15 protein-coding genes and 2 pseudogenes are annotated in these 20,900 nt (G+C 71.8%); 9 read left to right on the top strand and 8 right to left on the bottom strand.

Annotation, left to right across the window (positions count from 1 at the left end):
- Nucleotides 1-188 precede the first annotated feature (188 nt).
- Nucleotides 189-1,160: an SDR family NAD(P)-dependent oxidoreductase gene (locus QQM39_RS09280; RefSeq protein WP_301996215.1), complete on the bottom strand. Its 972-nt coding sequence runs from the start codon at nt 1,158-1,160 to the stop codon at nt 189-191.
- 54 nt (nt 1,161-1,214) lie between these two features.
- Between QQM39_RS09280 and QQM39_RS09275 the strand changes: the two are divergent.
- A pseudogene (locus QQM39_RS09275) lies at nt 1,215-1,638 on the top strand (MerR family transcriptional regulator).
- A 26-nt stretch (nt 1,639-1,664) separates the two neighbouring features.
- Here the strand turns inward: QQM39_RS09275 and QQM39_RS09270 are convergent.
- Nucleotides 1,665-2,429 (bottom strand): DUF899 family protein, encoded by a 765-nt coding sequence (locus QQM39_RS09270; RefSeq protein WP_301996214.1) that lies wholly within the window; start codon nt 2,427-2,429, stop codon nt 1,665-1,667.
- Between the two features lie 205 nt (nt 2,430-2,634).
- Between QQM39_RS09270 and QQM39_RS09265 the strand changes: the two genes are divergently transcribed.
- Together QQM39_RS09265 and QQM39_RS09260 are read left to right on the top strand one after the other, a co-directional pair.
- The gene (locus QQM39_RS09265; protein WP_301996213.1) at nt 2,635-3,972 is read left to right on the top strand and encodes a cytochrome P450; all 1,338 of its coding nucleotides are present in this window, start codon (nt 2,635-2,637) and stop codon (nt 3,970-3,972) included.
- A 29-nt stretch (nt 3,973-4,001) separates the two neighbouring features.
- Nucleotides 4,002-5,489, top strand: coding sequence for an NAD(P)/FAD-dependent oxidoreductase (locus QQM39_RS09260; RefSeq protein WP_301996212.1), 1,488 nt, complete (start codon nt 4,002-4,004; stop codon nt 5,487-5,489).
- Nucleotides 5,490-5,556: 67 nt separating this feature from the next.
- On the opposite strand, the gene QQM39_RS09255 is transcribed toward QQM39_RS09260, so the two are convergent.
- Nucleotides 5,557-6,036 (bottom strand): DUF6174 domain-containing protein, encoded by a 480-nt coding sequence (locus tag QQM39_RS09255; RefSeq protein WP_301996211.1) that lies wholly within the window; start codon nt 6,034-6,036, stop codon nt 5,557-5,559.
- A 216-nt stretch (nt 6,037-6,252) separates the two neighbouring features.
- Between QQM39_RS09255 and QQM39_RS09250 the strand changes: the two genes are divergently transcribed.
- A complete protein-coding gene (locus tag QQM39_RS09250) occupies nt 6,253-7,026 on the top strand; it encodes a carbonic anhydrase (protein WP_301996210.1) in 774 nt (257 codons plus the stop codon).
- Between the two features lie 35 nt (nt 7,027-7,061).
- On the opposite strand, the pseudogene QQM39_RS09245 reads toward QQM39_RS09250, so the two are convergent.
- Both QQM39_RS09245 and QQM39_RS09240 read right to left on the bottom strand, forming a co-directional pair.
- Nucleotides 7,062-10,199, bottom strand: a pseudogene (locus tag QQM39_RS09245) (FAD-binding and (Fe-S)-binding domain-containing protein).
- Between the two features lie 70 nt (nt 10,200-10,269).
- On the bottom strand, nt 10,270-10,677 hold the full coding sequence (locus QQM39_RS09240; RefSeq protein ID WP_301996209.1) for a MarR family winged helix-turn-helix transcriptional regulator: 408 nt from the start codon (nt 10,675-10,677) through the stop codon (nt 10,270-10,272).
- A gap of 24 nt (nt 10,678-10,701) precedes the next feature.
- Here QQM39_RS09240 and QQM39_RS09235 point away from each other — a divergent pair, with 24 nt between their 5' ends.
- On the top strand, nt 10,702-11,130 hold the full coding sequence (locus QQM39_RS09235; protein WP_301996208.1) for a YceI family protein: 429 nt from the start codon (nt 10,702-10,704) through the stop codon (nt 11,128-11,130).
- On the opposite strand, the gene QQM39_RS09230 is transcribed toward QQM39_RS09235, so the two are convergent.
- Together QQM39_RS09230 and QQM39_RS09225 are read right to left on the bottom strand one after the other, a co-directional pair.
- The gene (locus QQM39_RS09230; protein ID WP_302003532.1) at nt 11,108-12,805 is read right to left on the bottom strand and encodes a hypothetical protein; all 1,698 of its coding nucleotides are present in this window, start codon (nt 12,803-12,805) and stop codon (nt 11,108-11,110) included. The two genes, QQM39_RS09235 and QQM39_RS09230, sit on opposite strands and share 23 nt — an antisense overlap.
- Before the next feature lie 134 nt (nt 12,806-12,939).
- A complete protein-coding gene (locus QQM39_RS09225; RefSeq protein ID WP_301996207.1) occupies nt 12,940-16,965 on the bottom strand; it encodes a bifunctional nitrate reductase/sulfite reductase flavoprotein subunit alpha in 4,026 nt (1,341 codons plus the stop codon).
- 223 nt (nt 16,966-17,188) lie between these two features.
- Here QQM39_RS09225 and QQM39_RS09220 point away from each other — a divergent pair, with 223 nt between their 5' ends.
- The 4 genes from QQM39_RS09220 (at nt 17,189) to QQM39_RS09205 (ending at nt 20,085) form a co-directional block, all read left to right on the top strand.
- The gene (locus QQM39_RS09220) at nt 17,189-17,608 is read left to right on the top strand and encodes a cell division protein SepF (protein ID WP_301996206.1); all 420 of its coding nucleotides are present in this window, start codon (nt 17,189-17,191) and stop codon (nt 17,606-17,608) included.
- Between the two features lie 295 nt (nt 17,609-17,903).
- Nucleotides 17,904-19,082, top strand: coding sequence for an ATP-binding protein (locus QQM39_RS09215; protein ID WP_302003531.1), 1,179 nt, complete (start codon nt 17,904-17,906; stop codon nt 19,080-19,082).
- The gene (locus tag QQM39_RS09210) at nt 19,079-19,405 is read left to right on the top strand and encodes a nucleotide pyrophosphohydrolase (RefSeq protein WP_301996205.1); all 327 of its coding nucleotides are present in this window, start codon (nt 19,079-19,081) and stop codon (nt 19,403-19,405) included. Before QQM39_RS09215 ends, QQM39_RS09210 begins: the two co-directional genes overlap by 4 nt.
- Before the next feature lie 209 nt (nt 19,406-19,614).
- A complete protein-coding gene (locus tag QQM39_RS09205) occupies nt 19,615-20,085 on the top strand; it encodes a DUF6099 family protein (protein WP_302003530.1) in 471 nt (156 codons plus the stop codon).
- A 539-nt stretch (nt 20,086-20,624) separates the two neighbouring features.
- Here the strand turns inward: QQM39_RS09205 and QQM39_RS09200 are convergent.
- Nucleotides 20,625-20,801 (bottom strand): hypothetical protein, encoded by a 177-nt coding sequence (locus QQM39_RS09200; protein ID WP_301996204.1) that lies wholly within the window; start codon nt 20,799-20,801, stop codon nt 20,625-20,627.
- Nucleotides 20,802-20,900: the final 99 nt, after the last annotated feature.

Genomic DNA, 20,900 nt, shown 5'->3' with positions numbered 1-20,900 from the left:
CTCGGCTATGTGCAGTCGGATCCCATTCACGTCGATGGTTCGATGCTGAATCATGTGCATGACCGTACGGCTGTGATCTCTGGGCGCTCTTTGGGCTGAGGCACAGGTTCTGGGGCGGCCCGGGTGCTCGAACCGGGCCGGGCGCGCGGCCGTCAGGGGCGGACGCCGTGCCGGCGAAGCGCGCGGGTTCAGCGAGGGATCGGGGTGGCGCCGGTCGCCGCGGCGGACAGGTCCCACAGCCGTGCGGCCGCCTCCGGGGCGATGGCGTACGCGCGGACGCCGCCGTCATCCATGGGCTCGGCGGGGTGAGAGACGCGCGCGATGTCGCAGTCTTCGAGGTAGAGCCCGCCACGGCCGTCGAGGAGTGGAGAGGTGGCTGCCCACAGACCGGTGGCGGCGCCTTGGGAGGGGGTCTTGAAGTCGGCGCCGATCACGTTGCCCTGCTCGTCCACCCAGCCGCGCTCGATCTGCTCCTGAAGCGTCATCTCGCGCTGGAGCCCGGTAATGATCTTGCCCGGGTGGAGGGCGAACGCCCGGACGCCGTCGTCGCGCCCGAGGGCGTCGAGCCGCACGGCGAACAGGGAGTTGGCGGTCTTGGACTGGCCGTAGGCCAGCCACTTGTCGTATCCGGTGCGGAAGTGCGGGTCGTTCCGGCGGATGTCGGTCAGGGTGTGTCCCGCGGAGCTGTTGACGACGACGCGCGCACCGGAACCGGCGGCGAGGAGTGGGTAGAGCTCGCAGACGAGCGTGAAGTGTCCGAAGTGGTTGACGGCGAGCTGGCCTTCCCAGCCGGGTCCGACGCGTCGCTCGGGGGTGGCCATGACGCCGGCGACGGCCATGAGGAGGTCGAGCCGGTCGAGGGAGTCGTTGATCCGCGCGGCGGCGGTGCGCACGCTGTCGAGGTCCGCCAGGTCCATGGGGACGACTTCGCAGCCGTCGACACCGTCAAGAGCGGCGCGGGCGATGCCGGCCCGGCGTGCCGGAACGATGACCCGGGCCCCGGCGGCCGCCAGGCCCCGGGTGGTTTCCAGACCGAGCCCGGAGTAGCCCCCGGTCACGACGGCAGTGACGCCCGAGAGGTCGAGGCCGGCCATGACGTCCTCGGCGGTGCTGGTGGCGCGGAAGGGCGAGCCGAGCGGCTGCTGATCAGTGGTGGTCATGACGACGACGCTACGATCTGGAGCGAGGTCTAGATCAAGTCCTAGGCTGGTGGCATGGCGACCACCGAGACCCCCGCGGAACCACTGAGCATCGGCCAGGTGGCCGAGCGGACCGGACTCAGCGTGCATGCGCTGCGCTTCTACGAGCGCGAAGGGTTTGCTGGTCGGACCTGTCCAGCGCACCGCGGGCGGTCGGCGGCGCTACACCACAGTCGACGTCGACTGGCTGCTGATCTGCGTCAAGTTGCGCGAATCCGGCATGCCGCTCGCCGAACTCAAGCGGTTCGCCGAGCTGGTGCGGCACGGTCCGGGCAACGAGGCCGAACGCCTGCGACTCCTCGACGCCCACCAGCAGCGCGTCGAGGCGCAGATACAGGCGCTGGAGGAGTGCCGTTCAGTCATCGCCTGGAAGGTCGGCGTCTATGCCGAGCACCTCGCCCGCGACGCGGCCGGGGGGCTCTGGGACCCGACAGTCTGAGCCCCGGACGGCCGTCGGGCTCGGGTTCACGCGCAGCAGCCTGAGCTGCCCGTGCCCGTGCCGGGCTGTCCGCTGTGGAGGTCGTCGTCGTGGCCGGCGGCGATCCGTGCCCATGGGGCGGTCGGCCGTCCGTCCTTGCGGAACTGCTGTCCGAGCGGCTCGTACGGCTGCGGCCAGCCGGGCGGGGAGTCCTCCCAGGTCTCCTGCCGTCCGTGGACGGTCAGGTCGAGGATGCCGTAGGACGGCGCCATGGGTTCGACGCCGCGGCCGGTGGTCCAGTACGTCTCGTAGACGCGGTCCCCGTCGCGGAGGTAGCTCGCCTTCATCCCGAAGTGGCGGCCGGCGACGAGCCGTTCGTGCGACTCGGCGGGTACGGAGTACCAGGGCAGGTCCCAGCCCATGAAGCGGCGGTAGCGGTCGGACTCCTCGAAAGGGCCCTGGCAGAAGACGGCGAAGGTGACGTCGCGCTGGTGCAGATAGGACAGTTCGCGGACCTGGCCGGTGAAGAAGGTGCAGCCCTCGCACTGGTCGGCGGCGGGACGGCCGTCGTGCCACATGTGATACGACACGAACAGCTGGGAGCGGCCTTCGAAGACGTCGATCAGGGGGACGCGCCCCTCGCCCGCCACGAGCGGGGCCGACGGGTCCACCTCGGTCATGGGCAGCCGTCGTCGGGCGGCGGCGATCGCGTCGCCCTCGCGGGTGTGCGTCTTCTCCCGGACGCGCAGCGTGTCGATCGCGGTCAGCCACTCCCGGCGGGAGACGACCGGCGGCTTGTTCACATCAGTCATGGCCGTACTGACCCCGCAGCTCGCAGAAAGTCATCGGTGGAGCCGTGGAGCCATGCCGGGACAGCGGCCGCGTTGACGCGGACTGTCACCGGATGTGCCTGCTCCCGTACAGTCCGTCGTGCCAGTGCTCGTACCCGTACTCGTGCCAGTACCCCGGCGCGGCCAAGTCCTCGGCCGGGCCCAGCGGTTGACCAGGAGAAGAAGCATGGAAGCTGAAGCCGGTCTCGCCTCCGTTCCCCGCGTTCCCGGAACGGGGCGGCCGGTTCCCGAAGCCGAGCCGGGGCTCGTGCGGCGGTGGCGTTCGGGGGGAGGTGAGCTGGTCGAGCTGCTGGCCCAGGTGCGCGAGCGGGTCGGCGGCGTCGCCGCGTTCCGGATCGGGCCGGCGCCCACCGTTCTCGTCACCGATCCGGCGGCGGTCCAGCAGGTACTCGCCCGGCACCCCGAGCGGTACGTCAAGCGCTCCCACCGCGCCCGTCTGCTGATCGGCGACGGCGTCATGGCCGCCACGGGCGAGGCGTGGAAGCGGCAACGCCGTTTGCTGCAGGCGCAGTTCACCGGCACCGGGATGCGCCGCTACGAGCAGCGGATCACCGCGGCCGCCCGGACCGCCGCCGAGCGCTGGGACGGGTACGCCCGTACCGGGGAGACCTTCGACGTCGGGCGGGAGATGCACCGCTTCGCCCTCGACGCCATCTGGCGCTCCCTCACCGGGCACCCCCTCGACGACGAAACCGAGCGCGAACTGGCCGCCGTAGAGGCCGTGGGGGCCGCCCTTCCGACCCTGCCCGCCGACCTCACCGAAGCCCAGGACGCCGTCGCCGCCGACCTCGCCCGGATCGACGCGGTCGCCCGGCGTGCCATCGAGGCCGCCCGCAGCGGGGCGGCCGGTCCCGACGGACCGGGCCTCGTGCACGTCCTGACCGACGCCGCCACCGAGCGCCCCGAATACACCGACCGGCTGATCCGCGACGAACTGGTCACGCTGCTCGCCGCCGGGCACGAGACCACAGCGTCCACCCTGACCTGGCTCTACCTGCTCCTCGACCAGCACCCCGCCGCCCGCGAACAGGCTCTCGCCACCGGCGAGGAAGGCTCACCGCAACGCCGCCAGGCCGTCCAGGCTCTGGTCCACGAGACGCTCCGCCTCTACCCCTCCGCCTGGCTCCTGCCCCGCCACGCCACCGAGACCGACACCCTCGCCGAAGGCCACACCATCGAGGCGGGCACCGACATCCTCGTATGCCCGTATCTCACCCATCGCGACCCCGAACTGTGGCCGGAGCCGGAGCGCTTCGACCCCCGGCGCTTCACCGCCCCGGACGGCCGCCCCGCCCACCCGGGCGCCTACTTCCCCTTCGGTATCGGCCCCCGCGCCTGCCTCGGTCTGCAATTCGCGCTCCGCGAATCAACCGTCCTGCTCGAACACCTGCTGCCGGTCCACACCCCGGCCTTCTCGTCCACCCCCACGAAGGCGAAGTACGGCATCACCGTGCGCCCCGACGGCCCCGCCCCCGCAACTCTGGTAACGCCAGCGGGAAGTTGACACCGACCACCCAAGGAGAGTGACAGCGGATGAAAGCGTGTGTTGTCGGGGCCGGCCCCGGGGGAATCGTCACCGCCAAGGTGCTGCTGGAGAACGGCTTCGACGTCACCGTCTACGACAAGTACCAGCAGGTCGGCGGGATATGGTCAGCGGGAGGCTGCTACGACGGCCTGTCCAACCAGTCCGCGCTCCGCATCTTCGAGTTCGCGGACCTGCCCAACCGCCTGCACTTCGCCGCCGCGGCGGACACGCAACGCTACCTGGAGGACTACGCCGAGACCTTCGGTGTGCTGGACCGCGTCCGACCCGGCACCGAGGTGGTGTCCATCCGGCCGGTGGACGGGCCCGGGCGGTCGGGCGCCTCCGGCTGGCTGATCGACTCTCGGCCCGTCGGCGACAAGGCGGCGGAGGTGCAGCGCGAACGATTCGACTACGTCGTCGTCGCCAGTGGGGCTCATCATCATGCGCACGTGCCCGAACTGCCCGGGCGTGAGCTGTTCCAGGGGACCGTGCTGCACTCCAACGAGGTGCGGGCCGGGACGTTCACCGGCCGGCGCGTGGTCGTCGTGGGCGGCGGCAAGTCCGCGTTGGACCTGGCCACCCGCGCCGCACACGAGGCGGCCTCGGCCACCCTCGTGCAGCGCAAGGTGAACTGGATGGTTCCCGAGCGGTTCCTGCTCGGGCTGGTCGGCTACAAGTGGATCCTGTTCACCCGGCTCGGTGAGGCGCTCCTGCCCCGCTACCACGATCCGGCCTGCGTCCGTCCGATCGATCGCCTCGACGAGCGGGTCAAGAAGGCTCTGTGGTGGCTCATCACCCGCGACACGCTGTTGTCCACCGGGCTGTACCGGCTGCCGAGGCAACTGCGGCCCGCGCACGCGCTCCCCTTCCACCTGGCCCACGCCGGAGTGATGCCACGCGGCTACGTACGGGCCGTCCGCCGCGGCCGGATCATCCCCAAGGTCAGTGCCGTCGAGGCGTACACCGGCCAAGGGCTGCGACTGGCGACCGGCGAGGAAGTGGCGGCGGATGTCATCGTGTTCGCCACGGGGCACCACAAAGTCTTCCCGTTCCTGGACCCGAGCGTGCGCGTGCACGATTCCGCCGGGCGGCTGCGGCTCTACCGGGGCATCGTGCCACCCGGCGCCGACCGGCTCGGATTCGTCGGTTTCCGGCAGGTCTTCAACAACATCATGGGCGTGGAACTCACCGCGCACTGGCTGACCAGTCACTTCCGGGGCACGCTGCGCACCACCCCGAACGAGCGGGAGATGCGGGACGCCATCGACGCTCGCCTGGCCTGGCAGGAACAGGTGCTGCCGGGCTCCGGCGGCTACGACTTCGGCCCCTACGACATCCACTGCGCCGACGAACTCCTGCACGACATGGGGCTGCCGTCCCGCCGCGCCGGCAACCTGCTGGCCGAGTACCTGCTTCCCGGCGGAGTCGCCCAGCGCTACGCGGGCCTGACGCGATCGAGTTCGGCGACGGGTTCGGCGACGGGTTCGGCGAAATGACCGCACAGCGGCCGTCGCCACATCGGCGAAGGACGCGACCAGCTTCGAACCGGACGCGACTGGACGGTCAGCGGCTGACGCGCCGGCCGTCGGTCGGCTGGTAGGCGCTGATGACGTAGCGGGCCTCGTCGTCGATCGCGTCCTCCTCCCAGTCCAGGGAGATCCGCACAGGATGCCCGTCGGCCGCGTACTCCACCTCGGCCGTGTCCGCGTCGTCCCGTCGCGCCTGCTCCAGTTCGCCGAGGAGCCCCCCGATGGTGGGCACCGCCTCGGGCACGTCCTCGACCACGTGCCGGCCGCTGTCGTCGAGGCCCACCGCCTTGGCCACGGCACCGTCACGAACGGTGATCCGGAAGGTGCCGAGCAGGCTCCGCTCCCCTTCGCTGGAGCGGAGCGTGTAGGTGTACGAGGCGGGCTCCTGCCACGTGGCCCGGGCGGACGCCGGTGCCGTCGACGTCTCGTTGTCACAGGCGGCGACCGCACAGAGCATCCCCGCGATCAGCGCGAGTCGGGGCACGGGGCGGGCAGTGAGACGTACGGCGGTCATGGCGGCGGTCCCTTCGACGACGGTCACCTCTGTGACGCCGGTCGCCCCGGGAACGTTCGGCGGAGCACGGGCCCGCCGGCGCCATCGGCGGCCACTACGACGTGATTTGGATGCGCGTTTCCCGTCCCCTGTATCTGGCCTGTACGGGCGTTAACCGCTGATTCGAAACAGTGGCATCACCCGCGTCACCAGGGAAAACAGAAAGGGACGAGTGCCATGGGCAGCGCCTCGCAACCGCAGCGGAGAGCCTTTCTCACCGGAGGGATACTCGCCACCGCGGCCGTGATAACCGGCTGTTCGTCGAAGACGGACACCGGTACGGCAGCGAACAAGACGGCAGTCGTCGGAGCGGCGTCGACCCCCTCACCCTCCGCGATCGCACCCCCGGACTCGCCATGGGCGGCGTTCGCACGGCTGATGGAGGGCAACAAGCGCTGGGTGGACGGCAAGCTCCAGCACCCCAACCGGGATCTCGACCGGCGCGCGTTCGTCGCCCCGGAGCAGGACCCGTACGGCGTCATCCTCTCCTGCATCGACTCCCGGGTGCCGCCGGAGCTCCTCTTCGACACCGGGCTCGGCGACCTGTTCGTGATGCGCACCGGCGGGCAGGTCGTGGCACCGGTGGTCACCGGTTCCGTCGAGTACGGGCCCATGACCTCGGGGACCCCGCTGATCGTCGTACTCGGCCACCAGCGCTGCGGCGCGGTCAAGGCGTCGTACCAGGCCCTGAAGGACAACAAGCCGCTGCCGGGCACCCTGCAGTCCATCGTCGAAGCCCTCCGCCCGGCGTACGAGGCGATCGCCCAGCAGAAGCACGCGGACCCGGTCGAGGCCATGACCCGCGTCCACGTCAAGCAGACCGCCGCCGATCTGCGGAGCAACGCCGATCTCGCCCCGCTGGTGAAGAAGGGCGACCTGGCCGTCGTCAGCGCCTACTACTCGCTCGACACCGGCCGGGTGGAGGTCCTCACCGGAGCGCCTTCCGCCTGATGCGGGATGACCGGCCGCCACGGGCCGGCCGGTCATCACCTCCGCATGCCCCGAACCGCCCGAGCCATCCCCGCGGCCACCCCGCCCACCGCCACCCCCGCCGAAGCGAGCGCCAGAGCCCGCGCCCGGCGCCCCGGAGGTGCCGGCCGGGCGCCCGGGGCGACCCCGTACGCACTGGCTGCCACCTCGGACGACGGCAGTGCCGACGCCAGCAGTTCCGCCAGGTGGACCGCCTCGTGGCCGCCGCTGTCGAGCTCGTGGATCTGCGTACGACAGCTGAAGCCGTCCGCGAGGACCACGGTGCCGGCGTCCTCCTCCCGCAGTCACGGCAGCAGGGCGCGTTCCGCGCAGGCCCGGCTGACCTCCAAGTGGCCCTGCTCGAAGCCGAAGTTGCCGGCCAGGCCGCAGCACCCGGAGTCCAGCCGCTCCGCGTCGACCCCGGCCCGGCGCAGCAGCTTCGCGTCGGCCTCCCAGCCCAGTACGGCGTGCTGGTGGCAGTGCACCTGGGCCAGCGCGCGGGCCGTGCGGTCGGGCACCTGCGGGGGCTCGTATCCCGGGCTGTGCTCGGTGAGCAACTCCGACAGTGTCACCGTCTGCTCCGCCAGCCTGCGCACGTCCCGGTCGCCGGGGAACAGCTCGCCCGCGTCCGACCGGAACACGGCCGTACAGCTCGGCTCCAGGCCGACCACCAGCCCGCTGTCCCGCAGATGACCGGCCAGGTGGCGCACGGTCCGGGCCAGGACGCGTTCGGCGACGTCCAGTTGACCGGTGGAGATCCAGGTCAGGCCGCAGCACAGTGGCTCACTGGGCATGGTCACGCGCCAGCCCGCGTGTTCCAGCAGCTCCACCGCCGCCTGACCGACGTGCGGATGGAAGAAGTTGGTGAACGTGTCCGGCCACAGCAGCACCGTCCCGCGCTCCCCGGCACCGGAGGAGCCGGCCGTCCCACGGCGGGCGAACCACCGCTGCAGCGACTGCCGTGCGAACAGCGGCACTTCCCGGTCCTCGACCCCCGCCATCGCGACCGCCGCCCGGGACAGCGGCGGGGTGTGGGTGAAGGCGTTCACCACGGGGCCGAGCCCGCCGCGGCCCACGGCCTGGGCGACGACCGGCAGCCAGCCCATCGACAGATCGGAGCGGGGCCTGAGCCAGGGCCGCCCCGCGTAGTGGTGGGACAGGAACTCCGCCTTGTACGTCGCCATGTCGACATCGGCCGGGCAGTCGCTCTTGCACCCCTTGCAGGCCAGGCACAGATCGAGCGCGTCCTTGACCGCCTGCGAACGCCAGCGGTCCCGGATCGCGCTGTCGCCGTGCCCGTCGAGCATCTCGAACAGCAACCGGGCCCGGCCGCGCGTGGAGTGCTCCTCCTCCAGCGTGACCTGGTAGGACGGGCACATCACCGCACCGCCCTCGGTTTCGAGGCGACGGCACTTGCCCACGCCCACGCACCGGTTGGCGGCCTCGGCGAAGGACCCGCCGTCGTGCGGGAAACGGAAGTGCAGGTCGCGGGGGTCGTACGGCGCCCAGTCGCCGCCCAGCCGCAGGTTCTCGTCGAGCCCGTACGGCGCCACGACCTTACCGGGGTTCATCCGGTCGGCCGGGTCGAAGACCGCCTTGAGCCGCCCGAACGCCTCCACCAGCTCCTGGCCGAACATCCGCGGCAGCAGCTCGCCCCGGCTCTGCCCGTCCCCGTGCTCGCCGGAGAGGGACCCGCCGAACTCGACCACGAGATCGGCCGCCCGCTCCATGAACCGCCGGTAGTCGGCCACCCCCTCGGCGCTGTACAGGTCGAAGGGGATCCGCGTGTGCACGCACCCCTGCCCGAAGTGGCCGTAGAGGCTGGGCCCGGTGTCGCTGAGGTACCCGAACTCCTCGAACAGGCCGCGCAGCCGCCGCAGATACTCGCCGAGTCGCTCCGGCGGCACCGCCGAGTCCTCCCAGCCCTCCCAGGTGTCCGGGCGGTCGGGGATGTGCGCGGTGGCGCCGAGACCGGCCTCGCGGAGCTGCCAGAGCTGCTCCTCGTGGGCGGGGTCGTCCAGGAAGGCGACCTCCGCGTCGTGCTCGGACTCGTGCAGTGCGTCCAGCATGCGGTGCGCGTGCTCGTCGGCCTCCTCGACGGTCTCGCCGCCGAACTGCGCCATCAAGAAGGCGTCGCCCTCGGGCAGTTGGCCGATCGCCTGCTCATTGAGGTGCTTGAGCCGCTCGTCGTGGACCAGACGGCGGTCGACGCCCTCCAGCGCGATCGGCTCGTACGGCAGGATCGCCGGTACGGCCTCGGCGGCGAGCGCGATGTCCGGGAACCCCAGCACCACCAGCATGCGTTCCTTCACCACCGGCACCAGCTCCAGCTCCGCCCGCAGGACGGTGACCAGCGTCGACTCGCTGCCGACCAGCAGCCCGGCGACGTCGAAGCCGTGCTCGGGCAGGAGCGAGTCCAGGTTGTAGCCGGAGACCCGGCGCGGGATCCGCGGGAAGCGGCGGCGGATGTCGCCGGCGCAGCCGTCGCGCAGGGCGCGCAACTGCCGGTACACGGCGGCTCGCAGGTCACCCTGCCGCTCGATCTCGGCGTACTCCTCGTCGCTCGTCTCCCCGCACCAGAAGCGGGTGCCGTCGTAGAGCAGCACTTCCAGACGGGCGATGTTGTCGACGACCTTGCCGTGCGCCTGCGCGGTCGCGCCGCACGAGTTGTTGCCGATCATGCCGCCGATCGTGCAGTTGGCGTGGGTGGCGGGCTCGGGCCCGAAGCGCAGGCCGGTCGGGGCGAGTTGCCGGTTGAGCTCGTCGAGGACGATGCCCGGCTGGACGACACACGTACGGGCCTCGACGTCCACCGACTCCAGTCCCGTGCAGTACTTCGACCAGTCGATGACGACGGCCGTGTTGGTGCACTGCCCCGCCAGAGACGTCCCGCCACCCCGCGACAGCACGGGCGCGTCGTGCTCCCGCGCGACGGCCACCGCCTCCGCGGCCGCCTCAGGGGTGTGCGGTACGACCACACCGATCGGCGTCTGGCGGAAGTTCGAGGCGTCGGTGGAGTACGCGGCCCGGCTTCCGGCGTCGAAACGGACCTCCCCGTCGACACGCTCCCTCAGCGCCGCCTCCAGGGCGGCCGGGTCGGACGGGGGCACGGCTTCGGGCCGTACGACGGGAGCGGGCAGGTCCGAGATGCCCATGAACCCCTCCTCGGTGTCGGTGCGGGGACCGCCCGGGTACCCGCACCCGCACCGGCGACTACTCCGGCGACTACTCCGGCGACCACTCCGACGTCGCCTCCGCCGCGAAGCCGGGCATCAGCGCGCACATCGCCTGGCGCTGGGTGGGGCCCATGAACCGGGCCGGCGCCTCCTTGACCGTCTCGGCGAGGACCGCGGAGGCCTCCTCGATCAGGCCCCGCGCCTTCTCGGTGCGGGTAACCTCGACGCCCCGCTTGTCGCCGCAGACCGACTTGCGGGTGACCAGGCCGGCGTGCTGGAGGCAGGCGATCTGGTAGGTGAGCCGGGTCTTGGGGCGGCCCAGGAGTTCGGCGATCCGCGTCATGCGCAGCGCCTGGCCGGGGTCCGCGGCGAGCAGGCACAGGATCAGGAACTCGTCGTGCGAGACGTCCAGCCGTTCCTTGACGACGGTGCGCAGTTCCTGCTCGACGGCTCCCATCGCGGCCAGCATCAGCATCCAGGCGTGCAGCTCGACGGGCAGGAGTCCGTCGCCGTCGCCGTCGCCGCCGAAACCGGAACCTGGCAGCTCGACCCCGCCGCCTCCACCGTCGCCCTCCGGCACAAGACCTTCTGGGGCCTGGTCACCGTGAAGGGCACCTTCGCCGCCGTCACCGGCAACGGCGAGGTCCGGCCCGACGGCTCCGCCGTCGGCACGATCACCCTGGACGCCGCCTCCCTGGACATCCGCAGCGCCAAGCGCGACGAGCACCTGCGCGCCGCCGACTCCTTCACCGCCCGCCTCGCCGGCGCGGACGCCGACGCGCTCACCCTGGACGCCGAGTTCACCGTGGACCGCGACCAGTTCGGCATGGACTGGAACCAGCTCGGCATGATGCGTGGCCTGACCGCGGTCGCCGCCACCCTCCGCTTCACCCGGACCGCGGCAGCCTGACGTCGGCGCTCGACAGCGTCTGCGGTACGGCGGTGAAGGCCCGCAGCCGGATCCGTACGCCCGGACGGGGAAGGGCGAACCTCTCTGCGGGCGGCCGGAGTTCATAGCGTGCCGTCGTGTGAGCGGCCAGCGCGGCGGGTCCTCGTGCGACCGTCCAGTACTGGTCCATGCCCTGGCCCGTGGTGAGCGTGAAGTGGGGCGTCAGGGCGGCGGAGTCCCTGTTCGTGACCTCAACGTCCAGGACGGTCACGGCAGTCGGCGTCGCCCACCGCGCCGACGTCACCCGCATCCCCAGCGGCGGCGTCCCGGTCGCCGCCCATGCCGCGCTCGCCAGGGCCGGGGTGAGCAGCAGCGCGGCCGCCGCGATCCGCGCCGGACGCCGCAGGAGCACCCGAGGGCGTGGCTGCCAGGCGGTGGCGAACTCCGACGCGGGCGCGGTGACCGCCGCCGTCAGCCACAGCGGCGTCATCATCAGGTAGTAGCCGTCCTGCGACCGGGTCGCCAGAAAGAACGCGCACCACGGCAGAACGGTCGCCGCGGGCCCCAGCCGCCGCACGAACAGCACGAAGAGCACGAGCAGACCCGCCACCAGCAGCATGCTCGCGTGCGAGTACCAATCGAGCCGGTCGCTGCCGTCGGTGAAGTACAGCGAGACGCCGACCACGCCCTGCCCGTGGATCACCGCGCCCTGCGTCAGCGGCAGCGCGATGCCCCGGATCCAGGTGCCCGGCTCGCTCACCACGAAGTACGTGTTGAGCAGCAGCCATACGACCCCGGCGGCCCCGGCGACCCGCGCCACCACCAGCGCCGCCGCCCGAGCGCCCAGCTCCCCGCGCCGCACGGCGTAGATCCCGGCCAGCAGGAACGGCGCGACGAACCACGGCAGCTGCTGCGCCGCACACGCCGCCCCCAGACACGCCGCCCGCGCCAGCCCGGCCGCCCCGAGCCGCCCGCCCCGCCCGATCCGCGGCCACCGCACCACCACCGGCACCAGCAGGGCCAGCGCCACGATCGCCGGATAGCCGAGGCGGCCGTACGAGGGCAGGAACCCGAACCCCAGGTACGCCATGGTCGCCGCCGACCGCCACGGCGTGGGCAGCATCCGCCACAGCGCGACGGCGCCGGCGACGAGGGCGGCCGTGCTCACCGCCGTCGCGGGCGTGCCCCCGTGCCCCAGCCACAGCAGCGGTGCCGTCAGCAGCGGGGCCAGGGGCGGGTAGCCGTACGTGAAGTCGTAGCCGCCCGTCACCGTCGGCGTGAGCGCGACGCCGTGGCCGAAGAGCCAGGGCCACGGCTGCCCGTAGACGGGATGCCCGGCGACCAGTTCCCGGGCGGCCTGGGTGGTGAGGATCGCCTCGTCGCTGCCCGCGTGGTTCATCGCCCACGCGCAGAGCGTCAGCGTCACGGCGGTCACCAGGACGCACAGGTCGAGGCGGGCCAGCGACCTCGCCCGCCGTACCACCAGCGCCAGCACACCGCAGACCAGCATCGAGGCGTAGCACACCGAGATGGCCGCGGCCACGACGAGTCGGTGACTGGCCGCCTGCGTCCAGATCGCGCGGGTGCCGATGAAGAGGCTGATGTCCGCGAGGAGGGTCAGCACGCGGTGCCACTGGGCAGGGGGTTCCGGGACCGTGGCGGGCACCGACCACTGCGTCCGTCGGCCGGGTGTCACCAGCTGCTGTTCTGCCAACTGCACGGCACCGGACGGTAATCAGGCCTGGTGAGCAGGGTGTCGAGGGAGGTGAAGAGCCCGGTGTGAGGCAGGTGAGAGATCCCCGGCGCCTGCTGGGGCCGCCCCGGCGGAGGTCAGTAGACGTCTCGGACGTACCGCTTCGCCGCCGCCAGCTGCTTCACATAGGCCGACGCCTCGGCCTCCTCCAGCCCGCCATGCGCGACCGCGATGTCCCGCAGCGCCCGGTCCACGTCCTTGGCCATGCGCGAGGCATCACCGCAGACGTAGAAGTGGGCGCCATCCTGGAGCCAGCGCCACAGCTCCGGGCCGTGTTCGCGCATCCGGTCCTGGACGTACACCTTGTTGCGCTGGTCGCGGGAGAACGCGGTGTCCAGCCGGGCGAGGGTGCCCTCGTCGAGCAGCGCGGTCAGCTCGTCCTCGTAATAGAAGTCGCTGGCCCGGTGCTGCTCCCCGAAGAAGAGCCAGTTGGGCGCCTTGTGCCCGAGCGCGTGCCGCTCCTGCAGGAAACCGACGAAGGGCGCGACACCCGTGCCCGGACCGACCATGATCATCGGCGTGGCGGCGTCCGCGGGCGGCCGGAAGTGCGGGGAGCGCTGCACGAAGACCGGCACCTCGGTGTCCGGCTCGGCGTCGGCGAGGAAGGGCGAGCAGACCCCGCCGCGCGGCCGGCCGTGCAGGTTCTCGTACCGCACGACGGAGACCGTCAGCGAGACGCTGTGCGGATCGACGAGCGGGCTGGACGATATGGAGTACAGCCGCGGCTGGAGCTTCTTCAGCACCCCGGCCCACTCCTCGGCGCCCGCCCGCACGGGGTGCTCGGCGATGACGTCCACCGCCTGCCGACCCCAACTCCACTGCGCCAGCCCGTCCTTGTTGTCGGGCCGCAGCAGCCGACGCAACTCCCGGTCGTCGCGGACGCGTTCGGCGACGAAGCGGAGCAGGTCAGAGGTGATCCTGGTGATGTCGAGGTGCCGGTGCAGGGCCTGAGCGAAGGAGACCTCGCCGACCCCGTCCACCTGCACGGCCGTTGAGCCGTCGACCCCCGTCACCGCGAGCCACTCCTCCACCAGCGCGGGCGAGTTGACCGGACGGACGCCGAGCGCGTCGCCCGCCTCGTACGTCAGCGAGGTCCCGCTCGTGTCGAAGGTGAAGCGCCGCACCTCCTTGCCGGCGCCGGGCAGGCTGAGCAGCCGGTTGCCGACGAGGCGGGCGGTGGCGGGGGCGGGCTTGGGACCGGCCTTCGGGGCCTTCGGCTTCTCGACCGCGGGCACGTCCGTGCCGCCGCCCAGCGCCGTGAGGACCTGGTCGAGCCACACACCGGCGGACGGCTCGTAGTCCGGTTCGCAATCCGTACGGGGGGCCAGGCGCACCGCGCCCAGCTCGTCCAGCCGGGCGTCGAGCCGCCGCCCGTGCCCGCAGAAGTCGTCGTACGACGAGTCACCGAAGGCGAGTACGGCGTACCGCACGCCGTTCAGCCGTGGAGCGCCCTCGTCGGCCAGGGTGTCCCAGAAGCCCGACCCGTTGTCGGGCGCGTCGCCGTCGCCGAACGTGCTGGTGATGAAGAGCAGATCGGCCGTGCGGGCGAGCGCGCCGATGTCGGTCTCGTCCATGCCCACCAGGGTGGTGCGGTGCCCCGCAGCGCCCAGCCGCTCGGCGGTGGCGGTGGCGAACTCCTCGGCATTGCCCGTCTGCGAGGCCCACAGCACGACGACCTCACGGCCGTCCTGCGCACGCGGTCGCGTCAACGTGCGCGAGTACATGCCGGCCAGGACACCGTTCACCCACAGCGCGTGCTCGGGGCTGAAGGGCGCGTCCGGCGGGAGCACGGGGACACCCGGCGCGCCGGCGTCGAGGCCGGCGAGAAACCCGGTGAGGTAGAGACGTTCCTGTGCGGACAGGACGGGTGGCGGCGCGGGTTCGAGCCCGAAGGGATCGGCGGTGCCGGGGGTGACGGCTGTCGGCGTCAGTGCCTCGACCGGCCTCTCCGACACGGGAGTCGCCACCTTGGCCAGCGACACGGCGCACACCTTGAACTCCGGCTGGAAGGAGATCGGATCCACCGCGTCGCTCGTCACCGCGTTGACGCTCAGGTACTCCCCGAAAAGGTCGTTCCAGTGGAACGGAGCGAAACACCCCCCGGGCCGCACCCGATCCGTCACCACCGCCGGCAGCACCGCCCGCCCCCGCCGCGAGGCGACCTCCACCCGGTCCCCGTCGGCGATCCCCAGCTCACGCGCGTCCTGCGGATGCACCTCCACGAACGGCCCCGGGTTCAGCTTGTTGAGCTTGGCGACCTTCCCGGTCTTGGTCAGCGTGTGCCACTGGTGCTGCACACGCCCGGTGTTCAGTACGAAGGGGTAGTCGTCGTCCGGCATCTCGGCGGGCGGCATGTGCGGCCGCGCGTGGAAGACACCCCGCCCGCTCGCGGTCGGGAACCGCAGCTCGCCGTTCGAGTCGACGTACCGGATCGGATTGCGCTCCGGCCCGTCCACGTCGGCGGCCGGCCACTGCACGGGCGTGGTGCGCAGCCGCTCGTACGTCACCCCGCGCAGATCCCAGCCGGTCACCGGGTTCCAGGCCCGCCGTATCTCCTCGAAGACGTCCTCGGCACTGTCGTACGAGAACCCCTTCTCGTACCCCATCGCGCACGCGACCGCCGCGATGATCCGCCAGTCCGCCATCGCCTCGCCCGGCGGGTCGGCCACCGGCCGGGTCAGCGTGAGGTTGCGCTCACTGTTGACGAAGACACCCTCGCCCTCGGTCCACATCGCGCCGGGCAGCACCACATCGGCGTACGCGTTGGTCTCGGTCTCGCCGAACACGTCCTGCGTGACGACGAACTCGGCGGCCTCCAGCCCCTCGATGACGGTACGGCGATTGGCGACCGAGGCGACGGGGTTGGTGCAGATGATCCAGCAGGCCTTGATCTCCCCGTCGGCCATCTTCTCGAACATCTCGACGGTGCCCTTGCCGACCCCGTCGGCGCGCAGGGTGCCCGGCGGCAGCTCCCACAGCTCCTCGACGAAGGCCCGCTCGGCGTCCACGGCGACGGACCGCTGCCCCGGCAGCCCCGGCCCCATGTACCCCATCTCGCGCCCGCCCATGGCGTTGGGCTGCCCGGTGAGCGAGAAGGGGCCGGAACCCGGGCGGCAGATCGCTCCCGTGGCCAGATGCAGGTTGACCAGGGCGTTCGTGTTCCAGGTGCCGTGGGTGGACTGGTTGAGCCCCATCGTCCAGCAGCTCATCCACTCGCCCGCCTCGCCGATCAGCCGGGCGGCGGTGCGCAGGTCGTCCTCGGCGATTCCGGTGATCTCGGCGACGACGGCCGGCGCGTAATCGGCGAGGAACTCGGGCATCGCCTCCCAGCCCTCGGTGTGGGCGGCGATGAAGTCGGGGTCGGTGTGGCCGTTCTCGACGAGCAGGTGCAGCAGGCCGTTGAGCAGGGCGAGGTCCGTCCCCGGCTTGACCTGGAGGAACAGGTCGGCCTTGGCGGCGGTGGCGGTGCGTCGCGGGTCGACCACGATGAGTTTCGCGCCCGCCTTGACCCGCTCCATCATCCGCAGGAAGAGGATGGGGTGGCAGTCGGCCATGTTCGAGCCGGTGACCAGGAAGACATCCGCCTTCTCGAAGTCCTCGTACGACCCGGGCGGCCCGTCGGCGCCGAGGGACAGCTTGTAGCCCATACCCGCGCTGGCCATGCAGAGTCGCGAGTTCGACTCGATCTGGTTGGTGCGGATGAACCCCTTGGCCAGCTTGTTCGACAGGTACTGGGCCTCCAGGCTCATCTGCCCGGAGACATAGAAGGCGACCGCGTCCGGCCCGTGCTCGTCGATGATCGCGCGCAGCCGCCGGGCCGTCTCGGAGATCGCGTCGGCCATCGGGGAGGGCACCGGCTCCTCGCCGCGGTCGTCCCTGACCAGCGCGTTCGTGAGCCGCCCGGGCGCGGCGAGCATCTCGGCCGTCGTCGCGCCCTTGGTGCACAGCCGGCCCGCGTTCGCCGGGTGCGCCTTGTCGCCGGAGGCCTTCAGGACCGTACGCCGCCCGTCGGGCCCCATCCCGACGTCCAGCAGGATTCCGCAGCCGACCCCGCAGTATGTGCAGACCGTTCGGACCTGAGTCGTCGAGGTGGTCTCGGTCACACGCTGTCCTTCTCCGGCGGTCGGGGTGGTGAGTGAAGCGTACGAATTGCCCGTTACGTCGATGTCACATCCCTTGATCATGAGGAGTTACGTCGGCCACACAGCCGCCGATGGCCCGATGTGAGGGCGATGTGAGGGGTGCGGGAACGGCGCGATGCGGTCGCGCATCGTGTCGCTGTTGGGCCGAACGGGTGACTTGGCGTAAGAATTGGCTGGTGCAGGCATGGAAGGCAAATCAACACGGGGGGAGCCGGTGAACAGCCACGACGTCACCGATGAACAGTGGGAGGGGCTCGCCCAGGTCGTGCCGTTGCGCGGCCGTGACGCCTGGCCGTCCGCGGTGGACCACCGAGTGTCCCCGGAGGCGGTGACGGAGCCGCGTCGCCGGTTCGTCGTCCTACGGGTCAACGTGTTCGCGGACGCCCGCGACGTCGCCGAGACACTGATGGCGGGGATTCCGGTGCTGCTGGATCTGACGGGGGCGGAGACCGAGGTCGCCAAGCGGGTCCTCGACTTCAGTACGGGCGTGGTCTTCGGCCTGGCCAGCGGGATGCATCGGGTGGACCGGAATGTGTTCCTGCTGACGCCGCCGGGGACCGAGGTGAGTGGGTTGATGGAGGGGGCGGGGGCTCCAGGGCACTGAGGGGGGCCTGCGGGGCCTGGTGCGCCGGGGCCTGCGGTTTCCGGTGCGCGACGGGGCTTGGGGTTTCTGGCGCGTGAGGGGGGCTGCGGTTTGCGGTTTCCGGTGCGTGAGGGGGCCTGCGGTTTGCGGTTTCTGGCGCGTGAGGGGGCTGCGCGGGCGCTCCCTCGATCGTAGGAAGGGTGCCGGGGTGGAACGGTTCGCCTGATGGCGGGGGTCCTACGGTCCGGACATGGCTGTGTCCTCTGTGTCTGGTGCCGCTTCCCCCACCCCTGGTGTCGCTTCCCTCCCGTCCTCCATGGAGTCCGTGGCCGAGGCGCATACCGGCCGGCCTCGCGTCACCGAGCTGCGGCTGTCCGCGTTCGCCGGGCATCGGCGGGCCGCGCTCGCGCTCGGGGCGTTCACGCTCTTCGCCGGGCCGAGCGGGTGCGGGAAGACGACCGCGCTGCGGGCGTACGAGGCGCTGGCACGGCTCGGTGGCGGTGCCGGGGTCGGTGAGGTGTTCGCCGATCCGGTGGCCTGCGTGCCCGAGCGGGCCCGGCCCGATGCCCAACGGCGGCGCGGCTTCCGTATCGGCTGCACGGCCGACGGTCCCGAGGGCCCGGTCCGGCTCGATGTCGCCGTGCAGGCCGAACCCGAACTGCGCATCGTGGGGGAGCGGTTGAGCGCGGGGGGTGTTGTCCTGCTGGAGACGGCCCTGCGTGATCCGAGTCGGCCCTATGTGCAGGCCGCCTGGCACACGGCCGGCCAGTCGCCGGTGACGCGGGCGCCGCTGCCCGACGATCGGCTCGGGACCGCTCTGCTGCCGCTGCGGGTGGCCGGGAAGACGGACGGGCAGCGGCGGGTGCTCGCCGCCGCGGAGCAGATGGTGGTGGCGTTGCGGTCGGTCTTCGCCTGCGATCCCCGGCCCGAACGGATGCGGGCTCCCGTGCCGATCGGTTCCGGGCGGCTGCTCGGGGGCTGCGACAACCTCGCCGATGTGCTGTGGCGGACCCACGCCGAGTGCGGGCGGCGGCATGCGCGGTTCGTGGCCGCGGTGGGGGCGGGGTGTGCGGGCGCGGTTGCGGATGTGGTTGCCGAGGTGCTGGGGGACGGAACGGTGCGGGGGGTGCTCGACCGGGGGGACGGGGTTCGTACGGAGCTCGGTCGGCTGGGCGATGGTGAGCTGCGGTATCTCGCGCTGTCGTTGGTGCTGTTGACCGGGCCCGGGGTGCTGGAGGTCGACTCGGTCGGTGAGGTGCCCGCGGCCATGCAGACGCTGACCGTGCTGGCGGATGGGCTCGACCGGGGGCTGGATCCGGGGCAGCGCGGGGAGTTGGTGCGGTTGGCGGCGCGGATGTGTGAGCGGGGGCATATTCGGGTGGTCGGGGCGGTGAGTGAGGTGGCGGGGGTGCTGGGGGCTGCGGGTACCGCCGCTACGGGGGATGAGGGCGTGGCGGAGGTGGGTGGCGTCACGGTGGTACACCTGGTGCCGTGAACGAACCTCTTGATGTGGCCAAGCTGCAGCGCAGGCTGGCCGAGTTCGCCGCCGCACGGAACTGGCAGCCGTATCACACGCCGAAGAACCTCGTCGCCGCGCTCAGTGTCGAGGCGTCCGAACTGGTGGAGATTTTCCAGTGGTTGACGCCGGAGGAGTCGGCGCGGGTCATGGACGACCCGGATACCTCGGCGCGGGTGAACGATGAGGTCGCGGATGTGCTGGCCTATCTGTTGCAGCTGTGCGAGGTGCTCGGGATCGATCCGTTGGCGGCGCTGGACGCGAAGATCGACCGGAACGAGCGGCGGTTTCCGGCGCCGTAGGGAGGGGGCGGCGCGGGGAGGGGCGGCGCGAGGGAGGGGCGCAGTCCGTTTTCACTCTCTGTGTTCATTTCGGGGGGTGTAGCCGAAAAGTTGTCCGCAGATTTCCGTCTTCCTCTGGCTTTTTGTCTCAAGGGCCTTCACTCTGGGTAGTGGACAAGGGAGTTCGGGTGGACGCGTGGGCAGCGCGTCGGGACAGACGGGGACTGCGGATGGACGCGGTGCGGCTGATCGTGACGAGCAGGCGGGCGCTGGCGGGGAGCAGGGGTGCGCTGGAGATCATGACCGAGGTGTGGCAGGCACAGGCCCTGGCTCAGGCGATAGGGAGTCGGCTCGCGGTGTTCGGGCCACCTGAACTACGGGGCGAGGCGCTGGGGTTGACGGAGCTGGCAGGGCGTGGCTGCGGGGTCCTGCAGGCGCCGGAACTGGCGGACGGGTCCTTACGCGCGGCCCAGCTCACGGAGTTGGGTGAGGCGCGGCAGGCGCTGATGCATCTGGGCAGCCTCTTGGGGGAGGTCGGGATCGCCCTCGTCGGGATGGCCAGCTCCGCGGATGACGAGGCGACGTACTGGCAGTGCATGGAGGCGATCGACGCGGCGGACGAGTCTCGGGATCGGGTGCTGGAGATGCTGCGAAGACTGGCGGATCGGGATCAGGTGTTACCGGAGAGGGAGGCGGGGTAGCGTCCGCTGGTTGGGCGGGGTGCCTGCGGCGGCCTGTGCGGGTGGGGTGGGGGTGCGGGTAGCGCCTGCGGGTGGGTTGTGGGTCGGGGCCGTGCCGGGGGGTGTCCGTCCTCGGTCGGGCGGTGGGCGTTGGGCTAGAGGTGCTGTGTCTTGACGCCCGACTCTGCGGGCGGACCCCCCCGGCACGTCCCCTTGCCGCCGTACGCGCGTGCGGGCCGTCCCACGCCTCAGCCGCAGGCCATCCGACGCGCGGGTCCTCCGAAGCCTCGGTCGCGGGCCGTCGGAAGCCTCGGTCGCGGGTCGTTCCGCCCAGCCGCGTGCATTCCGCCCCGGCCGCGGGCGGTCCCGCCCAATCCGCGGGCAGTCGTGCCGCTGGGGCGGCACGGGTGGGCGCGGGCGGCACCCCGTCAGCGCCGGGCTGCGTGATGCCCTCTGCTCAGCTCTGGCGCCGGGTGCCGCGGCAGGCGGGCGGTGTCCATGACTCGGCCCAGCCGACGCAGTCACCCCGCAGTCACCCCCAGCCGTAATCAGACGGGCCGTCAGCCGGTCTCCCCGTCCTGCAGGTGGCCGCGCCCGGACCCCCCGGTCGACTGCAGGTCCGCGTCGAGGGCCGACAGGTCCGCGTTCAGGGCTGCCATCAGCTCCTCCATCTGCTGTAGCAGTCCTTTCGGCTGGCCGGTGCCGCCGCCCTGCTGTGGCGGGAAGTTCTCGGACATGACGGCCTCCTCGGCCTCCGGCCCGCGATGGAAGTGGGCCGACACGGTGACGCTCCGGCGCTCGACGGCCGGGGCGGGGGCCGGGCGGTCCGGCTCCGA

This window comes from Streptomyces sp. DT2A-34, from assembly GCF_030499515.1.
Taxonomy (GTDB): Bacteria; Actinomycetota; Actinomycetes; order Streptomycetales; family Streptomycetaceae; genus Streptomyces.
This window is presented reverse-complemented; position numbering and strand designations above follow the sequence as displayed.